The sequence below is a fragment of the Streptomyces sp. NPDC014907 genome (assembly GCF_055562975.1).
In genome coordinates, this window is sequence record NZ_JBVHEG010000015.1 from 18,392 (window position 1) to 34,023 (window position 15,632).

The following is a 15,632-nucleotide window of genomic DNA, read 5'->3' on the forward strand; positions in this document are numbered from 1 at the left end:
GTCGAGGGAGGGCGGAACCGGTGACGGATGGACGGGAACGCCGCGCGGCGTCCTCGGCGTACGCGACCGCGTCCGCCGCCGGCACGCGGCCCGCCGAGGACGCCGCACGGCGCCGCGCGGCCCGGCTGGAGACGCTCCTCGGCGACCCGGAGGACCCGGCCAACCCGCACGGGACCGCCGCCCTCGCCACCGCCGACGCCCTGGGCCGGCCCCCGGAACCGACCGAGGACCTGCTCACCCGGGCCGGCCTCGCCGCCGAGTTCGTCCCGGCCCGGTCCGGCGGGCTGCTCACCCGCGCCGACCTGCTCGTCACCGCCCTGCGCCCGCTCTTCCGCCGCGACCTCGCCCTCGGCCTCGGCCTCGCGTCGCTCTCCGCGACCGCGCCCGTCTGGGCCGCGGGCAGTACGCGGCAGCGACGGCGCACCGCGGAGCTGCTGCTGCGCGGCGGCCGGGCGGTCGCCGCGCACCACGAACCCGCCCACGCCAACGCCCTCGCACGCGGCGAGCTGACCGCCGCCCCGGACCACGACGGCTGGCTCCTCGACGGCCGCAAGGACCTCGTCATGAACGCGTCCCGGGCGGACGTCTGGGTCGTCTGCGCGCGCACCGCGCCCGAACGCGGCCCGCGCGGCCGCTCCGTCCTCCTGCTGGACTCCGGCGAACTGCCCCCCACCGGGTTTCGCGGACTGCCCCGGACACCCACCTCCGGCATGCGCGGAACGCCCTTCTCCGGAGTGGAGTTCACCCGCTGCCCCGTCCCCGCGGACGCTCTGGTCGGCCGCGCGGGCGAGGGGACCTCCCTGGTCCTGCGCACCCTCCAGATCGACCACTGCCTCGTCCCGGCCGTCGCCGTCGCCACCACCGGAACCGCGCTGTGCTCGGCCGTGCGCGCCGCGACCTCCGGCCGGACCGGACCGATGGCCCGGCGCTGGCACAAGCCGCTCGCCGGGGTCTTCGCCGACCTGCTCGCCTGCGACAGCATGGCCACCGTCGCGCTCCGCGCGCTCAGCCTGCTGCCCGGCCGCGCCCACGTCCTGGCCGCGGCCGTCACGTACGTGGTCCCGGACCTGCTGCGCGAGAACCTCGAGGAACTCACCACCGTCCTCGGCGTGCCCGGACACGAACACGCCGGTCCGCACCACGGGTTCCTGGGCAGGCTGACGCGCGACCTGCCGTTCGCGAGCCTGGGCCACACCGGTACGGCCGTCTGCCACGCCGTCCTCGTCCCCCAGCTGCGGCCGCTGGCCGAACGCTCCTGGTTCAGGGCCCCGGAACCGCCGCCCGAGCTGTTCCGCACCGGCGCCGACCTGCCCGTCCTCGACCACCGGCTGCTCGGCCCGGCCGGCGGGGAGGACTTCCTCGCCGCCTCCCTCGTCGGCTCCGCCCGGCGGCTGGCCGCCACCCCGCACACCGACGGCGGGACCGCCGCGCTCGCCGGCCTCGCCGAGGCGTTCACGGGCGAGCTGCGGACGCTGCGCTCCCGGTGCGCGGCCCTGCCCGCCGTCCCCGGCCCGGCCGCCGTGGTCCTCAGCGACCGCTACGCCCTGCTCCAGGCCGCGGCCGCGGTGCTCGGCGTCTGGGAGGGCCAGGACGGCACGGACGCCTTCCTCGCCGAACCGGCCTGGGCGGTGCTGGCGCTGTCGCGGCTGGCCCGGAGACTCGGCATCACCGCGCCCGGGCCCCCCGACGGCTGTGCGGCGCGGGTCCTGGACGGACTCGTCCGCCGTCTCCGCGCGGGCCGCGGCTGCGGTCTCGACGACGGCGGACCCGGTCACTGAGGAGGATGCCACCGTGCCGCACCGGCCCGCGGCCGGCGGGAGGACGCCCCCGCCGCCCGTCCACGTCCCCGGCCCCGGACCCGGCCCGCCCTGGCGGACCGTGCGTTCGCGCCTCGAACGGGACGGCAGCGCCGTCGTCGTCGCCACCTGGGGCGAATGGCTGACCGCCGCGCTCGCCGACACCGCGCTGCGCCCGCTGCTCGGCCACGACTGGCAGCGCTACCGGCGCACCCGTGACGCGACGGCCCGCTACCGCTTCCTCGCCTCCCGCATGGTCCTCAAGCACACGGCCGCCACCGTCCTGGGAACGGACCCGGTCGTGCTCGACCTCGCGTACAAGATCACCGGAAGGCCGTTCATCCGGGGCTTCGACCAGATCGACGTCAGCCTGAGCCACACCGGCGACCTGATCGCGGTCGGGGTCAGCCGCACCGGCCGGATCGGCGTGGACGCCGAACCCGCGGACCGGACGGTCTCCCCCGACCTGCTCCGCCGGCACATGTGCACCCCCGCCGAGGGCGCCGAGCTGGCGCGGATGCCCCCGGACCGGCAGGCCCCGGAACTGCTGCGGCTGTGGACGCTGAAGGAGGCCTACACCAAGGCCCTCGGGCAGGGACTGCGGCTCGGCTTCACCCGGTTCGGCCTCGGCCCGGGCAGCGGGACCCCGACCGCCCCCGACGGCTCCCCGGTCCTCCCCGGCGCGTGGACCTTCGCCACCCATCCGGTGCTGGACGACCGCTATCTGGTGAGCACGGCCTGCCAGGACACCGGCCTCGGCACCGCCCGGGACACCGCCGCCCGCACCATGCTCGACCGGGACCTCACGGACGCCGTCGAGGAGGGGCTGGCCACCCGCTGAACCGACCCGCTGAACCGGCCCCCGCTGAACCGGGCCCGCCGGGCCGGGCCGACGGGACGGGACCGGCCGCCGCCGTGCCCCGTCCCGCCGCGCACCCGGCCGCCCCGGGTGCGAGGCGGCCTCGAAGCGCCCTCTAAGGCTCCTCCACCGGCGCGCCCGAAACTGGGCAGCACTACCGAGCGGCAACCCCGGGACGACCGGGCCGAACAGGGTGGAGCGGCTACGTGACAATCTTGGTGACTGGAGCGACGGGAGCCGTGGGCCGGCTTGTGGTCGACCGGCTCGTGGCGGCGGGCGAGCCGGTGCGTGCGGTGACCCGGGACCCGGCCGCCGCGCGCCTGCCGGAGCCGGTCGAGGTCGTCGAGGGCGACCTGGAGAAGCCCGAGAGCCTGCGCGCGGCCTTCGCCGGAGTGGACCGCCTCTACCTCTTCCCGGTGCCGGCGACCGCCCGCGAGGTCGTCGCCCTGGCCCGGGAGGCCGGCGTCCGCCGGATCGTGGTCCTCTCCTCCTCCTCGGTGCTCGACGCCTCGCACGACAACCACAGCGGCGCCCACCACCGGACCGTCGAGCGGGCCGCGGAGGAGTCCGGCCTCGCGTGGACCTTCGTCCGCCCCGACGAGTTCGCCATGAACGTGCTGTGGAAGTGGGGCCACTCCATCCGCACCGAGGACGTCGTGCGCGCCCCCTACGGCGACGCGAAGCGCGTGCTGATCCACGAGTCCGACGTCGCGGCCGTGGCCGCGACCGCGCTCCTGGAGGACGGGCACGCCGGCCGGGCCTACGTGCTCACCGGGCCCGAGGCCGTCACCCAGGCCGAGCAGGTCCGGCAGATCGCCCGGGCCGCGGGCCGCCCGATCGCCTTCGAGGAGATCACCCCGGACCTGGCCCGGGAGTCCATGGGCCGGGTCATGCCCGCCCCGGTCGTCGAGATGGTCCTGGGCTACCTCGCCGACGCGGTCGCGAACCCGCCCGTTCCCGTCGGCACCGTCGAGGAGGTGACCGGCCGCCCCGCGCTGACCTTCGCCCGCTGGGCCGCCGACCACGCCGCCGACTTCGCCCCCCGGCCGGCGGAGCGTGCGGCATGAACACGGACTCGACCGAACACCCGGCGCCCGGCGCCGCCGGCGGAACGCGCCGCGCCGCCAACACCCTGGTGCGGATGACCGGGAGCGGCACCCCCGAGGAACGGATGCACACCGCCGAGGCCCCCCGGCCCACCGCGGGCAAGGGCAGGGTCGTGGTCGAGGTGGAGGCGGCCGGCGTGTCCTTCGCCGAGGTCCAGATGCTCCAGCACCTCCACCCGTTCCCGCCCGCCTTCCCCTTCGTGCCCGGCTACGACCTGGTCGGCCGGATCGTCGGGGTCGGCCCCGGAGTCACCGGCTGGAAGACCGGCGACCGGGTCGCCGCCATGCCCCGCCAGGGCGCCTGGCAGCGCTTCGTCGAACTGCCCGCCAAGACCCTGGCCGCCGTCCCCGGCACCCTGGACGCGGCCGTGGCCGTCGCCCTGGTCACCAACGGGGTGACCGCCTACCAGATGCTGCACCGCCTCACCCGCCCGCGACCGGGCGACACCGTCCTGGTGCACGGAGCCAGCGGAGGCGTCGGCGCCCTGCTCACCCAGCTCGCGGTCCACCACGGCCTGCGGGTCATCGGCACCGCCTCGCCCGCCAAGCACGACGCCGTGCGGGAACTCGGCGCGGAGCCGCTCGACTACCGGACCCCCGACCTCGTCGCGGCCGTCCGCGCACTCGCCCCGGAAGGCGTCCGGGCCGTCTTCGACCACATCGGCGGCCGCGGCCTCGACGCCGGCTGGACGATGCTCGCCCGCGGCGGGACCCTCGTCTCCTTCGACTCCTCCGTGGCGGGCTACCGCCCCGGCCAGTGGTTCCGGCCGCACGTCCCGGCCCTGCGCCGCACCGCGGTCCGTTTCCTCGCCCGCCTCCTCGGCCTCACCGGAGGCCGCCGGATGAGCATGTACTACGTGAAGCCCGGCCCGGACTTCGACGCCGACTACGCCGAGCTGTGCGGGCTCGCCGCGGACGGTGTCCTCACCCCCCGCATCGCCGGCCGCCACCCGCTGGACGGGGCCGCCGCCGCGGTACGCGCCCTGCTGGACGGCAGCAGCGTCGGCAAGCACGTCCTGACCCCCTGAACCGGTCCCGGTCCCCGGACCGGTCCCGGCCCCGCGCCATCCGACTCCGCAGCAGACGAGGGGAAATCCCGCCATGACCGCAACGGTGAACGAGCGTTCCGCCGACCGGAGCGCGCAGGAGCGCAACAAGGAGATCGCGCTCGCCTGCGCCGCCGCCTGGAACCGCTGGGAGCTGGACGGCATCCTCGAGCACTGGGCCCCCGACATCAGGCACTACTCCGAGGACCGTCCGGTGGACACCGGGCAGATGATCGGCGCCATGCGGGGAGGCCTCGCCGCCTTTCCCGACCTCCACCTGGACGTCAGGTCCATCGTCGCCGAGGGCGACCGCGTCATCCTGCGCATCACGGTGACCGCGACCCACCTCGGGGAGTTCCTCGGCAAGGCCCCGACGGGGAAGAAGGTGAGCTGGTTCATGCTCGAGGAACTCCTCTTCGACGACGCCGGCCGGATCATCGAGCACCACGACGTCTTCAACTACCTGCCGATGCTGAAGGAGCTGGGGTTCGTCCCCGCCGACGTCCTGTGAACACCCCGCGCCCCCGCGGGAACCAGGGGTTCCCGCGGGGGCGCGCCGTCGGCCGGTGCCGCCGCGTCCGGCTCAGGCCAGGTCGTCCCGGGTGACCGTACGCGCCGACACCCGCAGCTCGCCGTCCCCGCCCCGCACCAGTACGTCCTCGCAGACGCACACCCGGTGCACCCGGGACCCGCCGCCGATCCCGGAGGCGTAGACGACGGCGTACGAGCGGACGGACACGGTGCCGTCGGGGCGGGGCCGGACGTCCAGCATGCCCATGAAGTGCCGGTGCCGCTGCCCGGCCGCGGCCAGCTCCGCGTGGCTGCGGGTGGTCGCCGCGACCAGGCCGGCCCGGCCCCGTACGGGCTCCGGCAGCGTCGGCACGGCGAAGGTCGCGTCCTCGGTGAAGGTCGCGGCCCAGCGCTCCGCCTCGGCGAGGTCGAGGAGCTGCATCTGGTGGGCGTAGAACTGCTGCACCTCGGCGTGGAGCGCGGCGCTCCAGGCGGTGGTCCCGGGCGCGAGGTCGGACGCGGTCGTCATGGGTTCTCCCTTTCGTTCCTTGGCTGCGCCCATGCTGCGCGGCGCGGGTCGCACCCCCTTCGAGAATCCCTGGACCCGCCGCTCCCGGCCCGCCGGCCTCCAGCCGCCTTCCGCCCGCCCTCCAGCGGACCGGGACACCGTCGGAACCACCGCAGAGCCGAGCAGCGAAGGGTGGGAATGGTGTCCGTCGAACAGGTGCACCGTACGTCGCACGAGGTGGAGGTCGCCGCGCCCGCGGGGGTCGTCTACGGGATCATCGCGGACGCGGGGAAGTGGCCGCTGTACTTCCCGCCGAACGTTCACGTCGAGCGCCTCGGGGGCGACGGGCGGCACGAGCGCCTGCGGATGTGGGCGACCGCCAACGGCACGGTGAAGACGTGGACCTCGCGCCGCGAGCTGGACCCCGGCCGCCGCCGCGTCGAGTTCCGCCAGGAGGTCCCGGCCGCTCCGCTGACCGGCATGGGCGGCACGTGGATCGTCGAGGAACTCGGCGCGGCCTCCACCCGCCTGACCCTGCTCCACGACTTCACCGTGGCCGGTGACCGGGCCGAGGACGCCGACTGGGTGCTGCGGGCCACCGACACCAACAGCGGGGCCGAACTGGGGCGCCTCAAGGAGCTCGCCGAACGCTGGACCGAGCTGGACGACCTCGTGCTGTCCTTCGAGGACTCGACGCACGTCGAGGGGCCGGCGGAGCGCGTCTACGACTTCCTGTACCGGGTGGGCGACTGGCCGGAACGGGTGCCGCACGTGGACCGCCTGGACCTCGTCGAGGAGACGCCGGGCGTGCAGGTCATGTCGATGGACACCCGCACGGCCGACGGCTCGGTCCACACCACCGAATCGGTGCGCGTCTGCTTCCCCGGGGCCGGCCGCATCGTGTACAAGCAGACCGCCACCCCGGCCCTGATGGCCGCCCACACCGGGGAGTGGTCCCTCAGGCCCGACGGGACCGGGGTGACCGTCACCTCGCGGCACGGCGTCGTGCTGCGACCGGAGAACATCGAGCGGATCCTCGGACCCGACGCGGACGTCGCCACCGCCCGCCGCTACGTCCGCGAGGCCCTGGGCCGCAACTCCGGCGCCACCCTCGCCCTCGCCAAGCGGTTCGCGGAGAGCGCCGCCACGGCCCGCTGACGCCCCGACCGCCCCCTCCCACCGCACCCCGCCGGCACCGCCGGCGGGGTGCCCCCGTTTCCCGGGGCGGGCCGGGCCCCCTCCGGCGGGAGACCGGGGCGGGTTCGAGCGGTTCTCCAGGAAGTTCGGCGAGGCTCCCAAGCACGTGCGGTGGTTGCGTCGCGTGCGCGGCGGCGATCCGCGCTGTCGCCGTGACCCCCTGGAGGACAACTGTGAAGGAAAGCCGATGAGGCGGGTTGTGATCACCGGAATCGGCGTGGTCGCACCGGGCGGCGTGGGTACCAAGGAGTTCTGGTCGGTACTCACCTCCGGTCGCACCGCCACCCGGGGCATCACCCTGTTCGACCCGGCGCAGTTCCGCTCCCGCATCGCCGCGGAGGCGGACTTCGACCCCGCCGAACACGGGTTCACCCCGGCCGAGGCCGCCCGTCTGGACAGGGCCACCCAGTTCGCCCTGGTCAGCACGCGCGAAGCCCTGGCCGACAGTGGACTCGCCGAAGAACTCGACCCCCTGCGCACCGGCGTCACCCTGGGCAGCGCGGTCGGCTGCACCACCGGCCTCGACGTGGAGTACGCCCAGGTGAGCCGCAACGGCGCGGACTGGGTGCTGGACCACACCCGGGCCGTCCCCCATCTCTTCGACTACTTCGTGCCCAGCTCGATGGCGGCCGAGGTGGCCCGTCTGGCCGGGGCCCAGGGCCCGGTGTCGCTGGTCTCCACCGGCTGCACCTCGGGCCTGGACTCCATCGGCCACGCCGTGGAACTGATCCGCGAGGGCAGCGCCGACGTCATGGTCACGGGCGCCACCGAGGCGCCGATCTCCCCGATCACCGTGGCCTGCTTCGACGCGATCAAGGCCACCAGCCCGCGCAACGACGAACCGGAGACCGCCTCGCGGCCCTTCGACCGCACCCGCAACGGGTTCGTGCTCGGCGAGGGATCGGCCGTCCTGGTCATCGAGGAGCTGGAGCACGCCCGCCGCCGCGGAGCACAGGTCTACGCCGAGATATCCGGCTTCGCCAGCCGCAGCAACGCCTACCACATGACCGGCCTGCGGACGGACGGCGTGGAGATGGCCGAGGCCATCACCGCCGCCCTGGACGAGGCCCGGCTCGACCCCGGCGCCGTCGACTACGTCAACGCCCACGGTTCGGGCACCAAGCAGAACGACCGCCACGAGACCGCGGCGTTCAAGCGCAGCCTCGGGCAGCACGCCTACGAGGTCCCGGTCAGCTCCATCAAGTCGATGATCGGCCACTCCCTCGGCGCGATCGGCTCCCTGGAGGTGGCCGCCAGCGCGCTGGCCATCGCGCACGACACCGTGCCGCCCACGGCCAACCTGCACGAGGCCGACCCCGCGTGCGACCTGGACTACACCCCGCTCGTGGCCCGCGAGCAGCGGACCGACACGGTGCTCACCGTGGGCAGCGGGTTCGGCGGGTTCCAGAGCGCCATGATCCTGACCCGCCCGCACCTGGGAGCGACCGCATGACCGCCACGCCCACCCTCGACCGCCTCCGCGACGACGGCACCGGCGCGGTCCGCCGCCCGCGGGCCGTGGTCACCGGCATCGGCGTCGCCGCCCCCAACGGGCTCGGCACCCGCGCCTGGTGGGACGCCGTGCTGCGGGGCGAGAACGGCATCCGTCCGCTGACCCGCTTCGACGCCTCCGCCTACCCGGTCCGGCTCGCCGGAGAGGTGCCCGGATTCGTCCCCGAGGACCACGTGCGCAGCCGGCTGCTGGCCCAGACCGACCAGGTCACCCGGCTGTCCCTGGCCGCCGCCAAGGAGGCGCTGGACGACGCCGGGGTGGACCCGGCCCGGCTCCCGCAGTACGCGGCCGGGGTGGTCACCTCCAGCTCCGCCGGCGGCTTCGAGTTCGGCCAGCGCGAACTGCAGGCCCTGTGGAGCCAGGGCGGCCAGTACGTCAGCGCCTACCAGTCCTTCGCCTGGTTCTACGCCGTCAACACCGGCCAGATCTCCATCCTGCACGGACTGCGGGGCGCCAGCGGAGTGCTGGTGACCGAACAGGCCGGCGGACTCGACGCCGTGGCCCACGCCCGCCGGCAGCTGCGCAAGGGGTCCTCGCTCGTCGTCACCGGCGGCGTCGACTCCGCCCTGTGCCCCTGGGGCTGGGTCGCCCACGTCGCCGAGGGCCGCATGAGCACCCGCGAGGACCCCGACCGGGCCTTCCTGCCGTTCTCGGAGGACGCCTCCGGCTACGTGCCCGGCGAGGGCGGCGCCCTGCTGGTGCTGGAGGACGCCGAGGCCGCCCGTGCCCGGGACGCCCGGGTGTACGGATCGGTCGCGGGCTACGCCGCGACCTTCGACCCGCGCCCCGGGGCCGGTGACAGCCGGCTCGGCGCCGCCGCCGCGCTCGCCCTGGCCGACGCCGGGGTACGGCCCGACCAGGTCGACGTGGTCTTCGCCGACGCCGCCGGCGAGCGGGAGGCCGACCGCGCCGAGGCGCGGGCGATCTCCGGCCTGTTCGGCGAGCGGGGCGTGCCCGTCACCGCGCCCAAGAGCATGACCGGCCGGCTCTCCGCCGGAGGGTCCTCCCTCGACCTGGCCGCGGCGCTGCTCTCCCTGCGCGACCAGGTGATCCCTCCCACCACCGGTACCGAACGTCCCGCCGACGACTGCCCCGTGGACCTGGTCACCGGTGCCCCGCGCACCGGCGCGGAGCTGCGGACGGCACTGGTGCTGGCGCGGGGCCGGGGCGGCTTCAACGCCGCCGCCGTGGTCCGCGCCTGAACCGCGCCGGCACCCCTTTCCCCCCCGTACGGAGAACAGATTTCCCCGTACGGAGAACAGACCGCCACGGACGTCCGTCCGTCCGCCCGTACAGACAGAGACACGAGGTACGACATGACCCGCTTCGAACTCACCGACCTGATCGCCCTGCTGCGCGAGTCCGCGGGCGAGGACGAGGGCGTGGACCTGGACGGCGACGTCCAGGACGTCCCGTTCGCCGATCTCGGCTACGACTCGCTGGCCATGCTCCAGACCACGGGCCTGGTCGAACGGCAGTGGGAGGTGCTCCTGGACGAGGAGGCCGTCTCCGAGGCCGAGACGCCGCGCCAGTACGTGGACGTCGTCAACCGGGCGCTGGCCGGACGCACCGCCGTCTGAGCCCCGGCCGGTGACGGCCGCGGGCGGGACCGCCGGACACGGCTCCCCGCCCGCCGGGCCGCGGCGGAAGAGGCCGGGAGCGGGCGGCCCCGGAGAAGGGGGCCGCCCGCCCGGCGGTGCGGTGTCCCGCGCCCGCCGGTCCCGGCCGCCCCGGAGTTCAGCGGGGCTCCATCCGGTCTCGAGACCGCGAAACCACCATCGGATGTACACGACAGGCACAGGGGCGAGGGGGAGGGCTGTGAACAGCACCGCGGACACGGCGCCGGACACCGTACGGGCCGCTTCGGACACCGGTGACGCTCCGGGCGGGCACCGGCGCGGCCTGATCGGCGGATTCCTCGCCCACGCCCGCCGGGACCCGCGCGCGACCGCCCTGGTCTGGCGCGACGAGGAGATCGACTACGGCACCCTGCTGCGGCGCGCGCGGGCGCGGCGTGCCCTCCTGCGGGGCACGCCCGGCGACGCACCGGTCGGCGTCCCCGCCGTGAAGACGCCCGAGGCCGTGGCACTGGTGCTGGCCTGCCTGCTGGAACGCCGGCCGGTCCTGCTGCCCTCCGCCACCCTCGGCGCCGACGCCCTCGAAAGACTGTACGGAGAGGCCGGCGTGGACCGGGTGCTCGACCCGGCGGACGCCACCGGTCCGGACACGGAACCGGGCCTCGCCGACGACGACCCGGACGCGGAACCGGACCCCGCCGGCGACGGCCCGGGGGACCCGCCCGCGGCGCCCTCCCGGCGCCCCGCCCTGCTGCTGACCACGTCCGGCTCCACCGGACTGCCCAAGATCGTCCCGCTGGGCGCGGAGGCCGTCGACGCCTTCGTCCACTGGGCCGCCGACGCCTTCGGCATCGGCCCCGGCACCACCGTCCTCAACTACGCGCCGCTCAACTTCGACCTGTGCCTCCTCGACGTCTGGACCACCCTCGCCCACGGAGGCCGGGTCGTCCTCGTCGACCCCGACCAGGCGCTGAACGGCCCCCGCCTGCTCGCCCTGCTCGACCGCCACCGCGCGGAGGTGGTCCAGGGCGTCCCCATGTTCTTCCGGCTGATCACCGATGCCGCGCGGGACGCCGGACCGGTCCTCCCGTCCGTCCGCCACGCCGTCTTCACCGGCGACGTCCTGCCCGGACCGGTGCTCGCCCGGCTGCCCGGCCTGATGCCCGCCGCCCGGCTGCACAACGTCTACGGGTGCACCGAGACCAACGACAGCTTCTGGCACGAGGTGACCGACGCCCGCGCCGAGGCCGCCGCGCCGCTGCCCCTCGGCCGCCCCCTGGCCGGCGTCGACCACCTCCTCGTCGACGGCGACGGACGTGTCCTGGAGGGGCCGGGCACCGGCGAACTCCTCGTCTCCACCCCCTTCCAGACCGACGGCTACCTCGGCGCGGCCGCCTCCGCGCGGGTCTTCGCACCGCACCCCTCGGGCGGGGGGACGCGCCGGTACTTCCGCAGCGGCGACCTCGTGCGACGCCGTCCCGACGGCACGCTCCGCCTCGAAGGGCGCACCGACCACCAGGTCAAGGTGCGCGGGGTCCGGGTCAACACCCAGGAGGTGGAGAGCGTCCTGCTCGCCCACCCGGACGTCACCGAGGCGGCCGTACTGGCCCTGCCCGACCCCGTCGCCGGGCGCCTGCTGCACGCCGTCGCGCGCCGCGCCGCCGGACGCGACCTCAACAGCCTGACGCTCCGGGGCCACCTGGCCCGCCGGCTGCCGCGCGCGGCCGTCCCCTCGGTCCTGCGCATCACCGACGACCCGCTTCCCAGGACCTCGACCGGCAAGGTCGACCGCGGTCTCGTCGCCGAGGCCCACTTCCCCAAGGAGAACTGACATGACCCACGCCCAGACCGTCAGGACGTTCATCGTCGAGGAGTTCCTGCCCGACGTTCCCGCCGGTGAACTGGCCGACGACCACGACCTCCTGGAGAACGGCGTCGTCGACAGTCTCGGACTGCTCAAGGTGATCGCCTGGCTGGAGGACCGCTACGGCATCGACGCCGACACCGCCGACCTCGACCCGGAGTCCTTCACCACGGTCGCTGCGATCAGCGCGTTCATCGAGCGCTCCGCGCCCAAGAACGCCGGGGCCGCGTAGCCATGCACGAGGCCGTCGTCTCGCTCATCGGCCGCGACCACCCCGTGGAACCGCCCGTGTGGCGGTCGTTCTGGGACCGGCTGCACGCCGGTGGCCTGCTCCGTGGTGAAGCCGCGGCCCTCCTCGCCTCACTGTCCACCCGGATGCCCGACCGCGTCACCCTGCACGGACTCCTCGAGTCCCTGGACGAGCGCCGGCCGCCCCGGTCCGCCCGCCCCTTCGCCGGCGCCGTCAACATCGTCGGCACCGGCGGCGGCCCGGCGACCTTCAACATCTCCACCGCGGCCGCCTTCGTCGCCGCGGCCATGGGCGTCCCCGTCGTCAAGACCGGTTCCCGGGCCTACACGAGCCGCTTCGGCTCCATCGACCTGCTGACACGGCTCGGCATCACCCCGACCACCTCCTACGAGCACACCCGGGACGTCCTCGGACACTGCGGCATCGCCTTCGCCGGCTTCTTCGTCTACCCGCGGGAGATCACCCTCCTCGCCCGGGCGGTGTCACCGCTGGACATCCGCAGACTGGGCTCCTTCGTCAACACGCTCGGCCCCTTCCTCGCCGACATGCCGGTCGCCGCACAGGTGACGGGCGTCTCCCGGCCCCGGCACCTGGAGGCCCTGGGCCACGCCGCCGAGTACGTCTCGCGCGCCGCCGGCCGGTCCGTCTGGCTGGCCGCCAACGGGGCCGGCGCCGACGAACTGCTCGGCTTCACCGCCAACACGGTCCGGGCCTACGAGGACGGGGCAGGGAGCGAGTTCGAACTGACTCCCGGCGCGCTCGGGCTGGGCACCGGCCGGCTCTCCGACCTCGCCGCGGCCGAGGGCGGCGCGGACCGCGGCGCCGAACTGTTCCTCGACGTGCTCGCCGGACGGTGCGGCCGGGCGGCCCGCGAGACGGTCTGCCTCAACGCCGCGGCGCTCGCCGTGGCCGGCCGCCTGACCGGCGACTGGCACGAGGCGCTGGCGGCAGCCGACGCCGTGCTGCGGGACGGCTCGGCCCTCTCCCGGGTCGAACGCCTGCGGTCCCTGGAGGCCGCGCATGCCTGACGCCGCGCCCCGTACGGCCCCGCGCCCCGGCACCCGCCCCGGTTTCTTCGCCGGGCGCGGCCCCGGCCGGCCGGGACTCGCCGTCTTCGCCAATGCCGGCGACCCGCCCCTGGCCGCGCTGCCGGAACTCGCCGCGATGCTCGACGACAACGACGTCGACTGCCTGGAACTCGCCGTCCCCTTCCCCGGTTCCGCCACCGACGGGCCGGTGATCCGCCGCTCCGCCGACCGCGCGCTGGCCGGCGGAACCACGCTGGAATCCGTCCTCGACGCGGTCGCCGCCGTACGGCCCGCCCTGCGCCGGCTGCGCATCGCCCTGCTCGCCGACTGGAGCCACAGCGTCAAGGGCACCGACCTGGGGCACTTCGCGCGGTCCGTCGCCGACGCCGGCTGCGACGCCCTGCTGCTGCACGGGCTGCCGCCCCGGCTCCGCGACGCCCACTACGCGGCGGCCCGCGACGCCGCACTGCCGCTCGTCACCACCTGCTACGCGGTCTCCGACCCCCGGACCGTCGCCGAGGCCGCCCGGCACGCCTCCGCCTACGTCTACCTGGTCGCCCACTACGGCCGCAGCGGCACGCGCGCGACGGCCGGTCCGGACCGCCTGGCCTCCGCGCTCACCGCGCTGCGCGCCGGGACCACCCTCCCGGTCGCGGTCGGCTTCGGCGTCCGCACCCGGGCCGACGTCGCCGCGCTGGAGGACCTCGGCGCGGACGCGGCGGTCGTCGGCAGCGCCGGCGTCGCCCGCGTCGAACAGGCCCTCGCCCAAGGGCGCGACCCCGTGGAGGAGTTCGCCTCCTTCGTACGGGAACTGCGCCGCCCGCATCCCTGAACACCCCGCGAAAGGAAGTCCGCCATGATCGTCCGCAAGCTCGAAGACGTGCGCTGCGTCGACTGGGGCAACGGCGTCAGCCGCCGGTTCCTCACCGCCGCCGACGGCCTCGGCTACACCGTCACCGACACCATCGTGCGGGCCGGCACCAAGTCCCGCCTGGAATACCGCCGCCACCTGGAGGCCTGCTACTGCGTCGAGGGCAGCGGGGAGGTCGTGGCCACCGACGGGGACTCCCACCCCATCACCCCGGGCACCCTCTACGCCCTCGACAAGCACGACGCGCACTGGCTGATCGCCAGCCCGCACGAGGACCTGCGCCTGGTCTGCGTCTTCTCCCCGGCCCTGCGCGGCGACGAGGTCCACAACCTCGACTCTCCCGAGTTCTCCCAGTACTGATGGCTTCCTGGACCGACGACCAGCGGCGGCTGCGCGAGGGACTGCGGCCGCTGCTGGGCAGGATCAGCGACGGGCACGTCGAGCGCGACGCCCGGGCGGTCTTCCCCCGGGAACAGTGGGACCTGCTGCGCGCCACGGGAATCCTCGGCCTGCCCTTCGAGGAGCGCTGGGGCGGGCTCGGCCAGGACCTGGTGACCACCATGTACGTCCTGGAGGGCCTGGGACAGGGCTGCCGCGACGCCGGGCTGAACTTCTCCGTGACCAGCCACGTCGTCAGCACCGGCGTCCCGCTGCAGCGGTTCGGCTCGGAGGAGCTGAAGGAGCGCCACCTGCCGCGCCTGTGCTCCGGCGAACTCATCGGCGCGCACGCCATCAGCGAGCCGGACAGCGGTTCGGACGCCCTGGCCATGCGCACCCGGGCGGTCCGCGACGGCGACTCCTACGTCCTCAACGGCAGCAAGGCCTTCGTCAGCAACGGCCCCGTCGCCGACCTGATCACCGTCTACGCCCGGACCAGCGACCGCCCGGGTCCGCTGAGCATCACCGCGTTCCTGGTGGACCGGGACACCCCCGGCCTGACGGTCGGCACGCCGATCGCCAAGATGGGGCTGCGGACCTCACCGCTGTGCGAGCTGTTCCTCACCGACTGCCGGGTCCCCGCCTCGCGGGTGATCGGCCGTCCGGGCGGCGGCTTCCTCGTCCTGGACCACGTGATGCGCTGGGAGATCCTCTGCTCCTTCGCCGTCAACGCGGGGGAGATGCGCGACCGCGTCGAACGGTGCGTCCGGTACGCCCGCGACCGCGTCCAGTTCGGCAGCCCCATCGGCTCCTACCAGGCCGTCTCCCACAAGATCGTGGACATGGAGATCGGCGTGGAGACCGCCCGCCACTGGCTGTTCTCCGCCGCCCGCAAGCTCGTCGCCGGCGAGAACGCCGCCAAGGACGTGGCCATCGCCAAGCTCGTCACCAGCGAGGCGAACCTCTCCTCGGCGCTCGCCGCCGTGCAGATCTTCGGCGGCAACGGCTACACGGCCGAGCACGGCATCGAGAAGGAGCTGCGCAACGCGGTCGGCGGGACCATCTACTCCGGCACCTCCGAGATCCAGCGCAACCGCCTCGCCTCGATGCTCGACCTGTGACACCCGGC

16 protein-coding genes are annotated in these 15,632 nt (G+C 75.0%); 15 read left to right on the plus strand and 1 reads right to left on the minus strand.

The window, feature by feature from the left end; genetic code table 11:
- Positions 1-20: 20 nt before the first annotated feature.
- The 5 genes from ACZ3IL_RS27205 (at position 21) to ACZ3IL_RS27225 (ending at position 5,318) form a co-directional block, all read left to right on the plus strand.
- Positions 21-1,778, plus strand: coding sequence for an acyl-CoA dehydrogenase (locus tag ACZ3IL_RS27205; RefSeq protein ID WP_467394454.1), 1,758 nt, complete (start codon positions 21-23; stop codon positions 1,776-1,778).
- A gap of 13 nt (positions 1,779-1,791) precedes the next feature.
- Positions 1,792-2,637 (plus strand): 4'-phosphopantetheinyl transferase family protein, encoded by an 846-nt coding sequence (locus ACZ3IL_RS27210; protein WP_467394456.1) that lies wholly within the window; start codon positions 1,792-1,794, stop codon positions 2,635-2,637.
- A 236-nt stretch (positions 2,638-2,873) separates the two neighbouring features.
- The gene (locus ACZ3IL_RS27215; protein WP_467394458.1) at positions 2,874-3,722 is read left to right on the plus strand and encodes an NAD(P)H-binding protein; all 849 of its coding nucleotides are present in this window, start codon (positions 2,874-2,876) and stop codon (positions 3,720-3,722) included.
- Positions 3,719-4,789: a zinc-binding dehydrogenase gene (locus tag ACZ3IL_RS27220; RefSeq protein WP_467394460.1), complete on the plus strand. Its 1,071-nt coding sequence runs from the start codon at positions 3,719-3,721 to the stop codon at positions 4,787-4,789. Before ACZ3IL_RS27215 ends, ACZ3IL_RS27220 begins: the two co-directional genes overlap by 4 nt.
- 73 nt (positions 4,790-4,862) lie before the next feature.
- On the plus strand, positions 4,863-5,318 hold the full coding sequence (locus ACZ3IL_RS27225) for an ester cyclase (protein ID WP_467394462.1): 456 nt from the start codon (positions 4,863-4,865) through the stop codon (positions 5,316-5,318).
- Between the two features lie 72 nt (positions 5,319-5,390).
- Here ACZ3IL_RS27225 and ACZ3IL_RS27230 read toward each other — a convergent pair whose 3' ends face one another.
- A complete protein-coding gene (locus ACZ3IL_RS27230; protein ID WP_467394464.1) occupies positions 5,391-5,846 on the minus strand; it encodes a nuclear transport factor 2 family protein in 456 nt (151 codons plus the stop codon).
- 180 nt (positions 5,847-6,026) lie between these two features.
- On the opposite strand from ACZ3IL_RS27230, the gene ACZ3IL_RS27235 reads away from it, so the two are divergent.
- The 10 genes from ACZ3IL_RS27235 to ACZ3IL_RS27280 all read left to right on the plus strand — a co-directional run bounded on the left by ACZ3IL_RS27235 (position 6,027) and on the right by ACZ3IL_RS27280 (position 15,624).
- Positions 6,027-6,983: an aromatase/cyclase gene (locus ACZ3IL_RS27235; protein WP_467394643.1), complete on the plus strand. Its 957-nt coding sequence runs from the start codon at positions 6,027-6,029 to the stop codon at positions 6,981-6,983.
- 226 nt (positions 6,984-7,209) lie between these two features.
- On the plus strand, positions 7,210-8,475 hold the full coding sequence (locus ACZ3IL_RS27240) for a beta-ketoacyl-[acyl-carrier-protein] synthase family protein (protein ID WP_467394466.1): 1,266 nt from the start codon (positions 7,210-7,212) through the stop codon (positions 8,473-8,475).
- Complete coding sequence (locus ACZ3IL_RS27245) at positions 8,472-9,737, plus strand: ketosynthase chain-length factor (protein WP_467394468.1); 1,266 nt, start codon at positions 8,472-8,474, stop codon at positions 9,735-9,737. Before ACZ3IL_RS27240 ends, ACZ3IL_RS27245 begins: the two co-directional genes overlap by 4 nt.
- 114 nt (positions 9,738-9,851) lie before the next feature.
- Positions 9,852-10,115 carry an acyl carrier protein gene (locus ACZ3IL_RS27250; RefSeq protein WP_467394470.1) on the plus strand — a complete coding sequence of 88 codons (264 nt, stop codon included), beginning with the start codon at positions 9,852-9,854 and terminating at the stop codon, positions 10,113-10,115.
- 238 nt (positions 10,116-10,353) lie between these two features.
- The gene (locus ACZ3IL_RS27255) at positions 10,354-11,943 is read left to right on the plus strand and encodes an AMP-binding protein (protein ID WP_467394472.1); all 1,590 of its coding nucleotides are present in this window, start codon (positions 10,354-10,356) and stop codon (positions 11,941-11,943) included.
- A gap of 1 nt (position 11,944) precedes the next feature.
- Positions 11,945-12,208, plus strand: coding sequence for an acyl carrier protein (locus ACZ3IL_RS27260; RefSeq protein WP_467394473.1), 264 nt, complete (start codon positions 11,945-11,947; stop codon positions 12,206-12,208).
- Positions 12,209-12,210: 2 nt separating this feature from the next.
- Positions 12,211-13,254 (plus strand): anthranilate phosphoribosyltransferase, encoded by a 1,044-nt coding sequence (locus ACZ3IL_RS27265; protein ID WP_467394475.1) that lies wholly within the window; start codon positions 12,211-12,213, stop codon positions 13,252-13,254.
- Entirely contained in the window at positions 13,247-14,086 is an 840-nt protein-coding gene (trpA, locus tag ACZ3IL_RS27270; RefSeq protein WP_467394477.1) for a tryptophan synthase subunit alpha, read from the plus strand. The genes ACZ3IL_RS27265 and trpA overlap by 8 nt, the downstream gene beginning before the upstream one ends.
- Before the next feature lie 24 nt (positions 14,087-14,110).
- The gene (locus ACZ3IL_RS27275) at positions 14,111-14,485 is read left to right on the plus strand and encodes an ectoine synthase (RefSeq protein WP_467394479.1); all 375 of its coding nucleotides are present in this window, start codon (positions 14,111-14,113) and stop codon (positions 14,483-14,485) included.
- The gene (locus tag ACZ3IL_RS27280; protein ID WP_467394481.1) at positions 14,485-15,624 is read left to right on the plus strand and encodes an acyl-CoA dehydrogenase family protein; all 1,140 of its coding nucleotides are present in this window, start codon (positions 14,485-14,487) and stop codon (positions 15,622-15,624) included. The genes ACZ3IL_RS27275 and ACZ3IL_RS27280 overlap by 1 nt, the downstream gene beginning before the upstream one ends.
- Positions 15,625-15,632: the final 8 nt, after the last annotated feature.

Bases quoted from the DNA above. Each gene is read 5' to 3' on its own strand.
- ACZ3IL_RS27230 (WP_467394464.1), bottom strand. From the start codon at position 5,846: ATGACGACCGCGTCCGACCTCGCGCCCGGGACCACCGCCTGGAGCGCC.
- ACZ3IL_RS27280 (WP_467394481.1), top strand. From the start codon at position 14,485: ATGGCTTCCTGGACCGACGACCAGCGGCGGCTGCGCGAGGGACTGCGG.
- ACZ3IL_RS27245 (WP_467394468.1), top strand. From the start codon at position 8,472: ATGACCGCCACGCCCACCCTCGACCGCCTCCGCGACGACGGCACCGGC.
- ACZ3IL_RS27265 (WP_467394475.1), top strand. From the start codon at position 12,211: ATGCACGAGGCCGTCGTCTCGCTCATCGGCCGCGACCACCCCGTGGAA.
- ACZ3IL_RS27275 (WP_467394479.1), top strand. From the start codon at position 14,111: ATGATCGTCCGCAAGCTCGAAGACGTGCGCTGCGTCGACTGGGGCAAC.
- ACZ3IL_RS27240 (WP_467394466.1), top strand. From the start codon at position 7,210: ATGAGGCGGGTTGTGATCACCGGAATCGGCGTGGTCGCACCGGGCGGC.
- ACZ3IL_RS27220 (WP_467394460.1), top strand. From the start codon at position 3,719: ATGAACACGGACTCGACCGAACACCCGGCGCCCGGCGCCGCCGGCGGA.
- ACZ3IL_RS27260 (WP_467394473.1), top strand. From the start codon at position 11,945: ATGACCCACGCCCAGACCGTCAGGACGTTCATCGTCGAGGAGTTCCTG.
- ACZ3IL_RS27225 (WP_467394462.1), top strand. From the start codon at position 4,863: ATGACCGCAACGGTGAACGAGCGTTCCGCCGACCGGAGCGCGCAGGAG.
- ACZ3IL_RS27250 (WP_467394470.1), top strand. From the start codon at position 9,852: ATGACCCGCTTCGAACTCACCGACCTGATCGCCCTGCTGCGCGAGTCC.
- trpA (WP_467394477.1), top strand. From the start codon at position 13,247: ATGCCTGACGCCGCGCCCCGTACGGCCCCGCGCCCCGGCACCCGCCCC.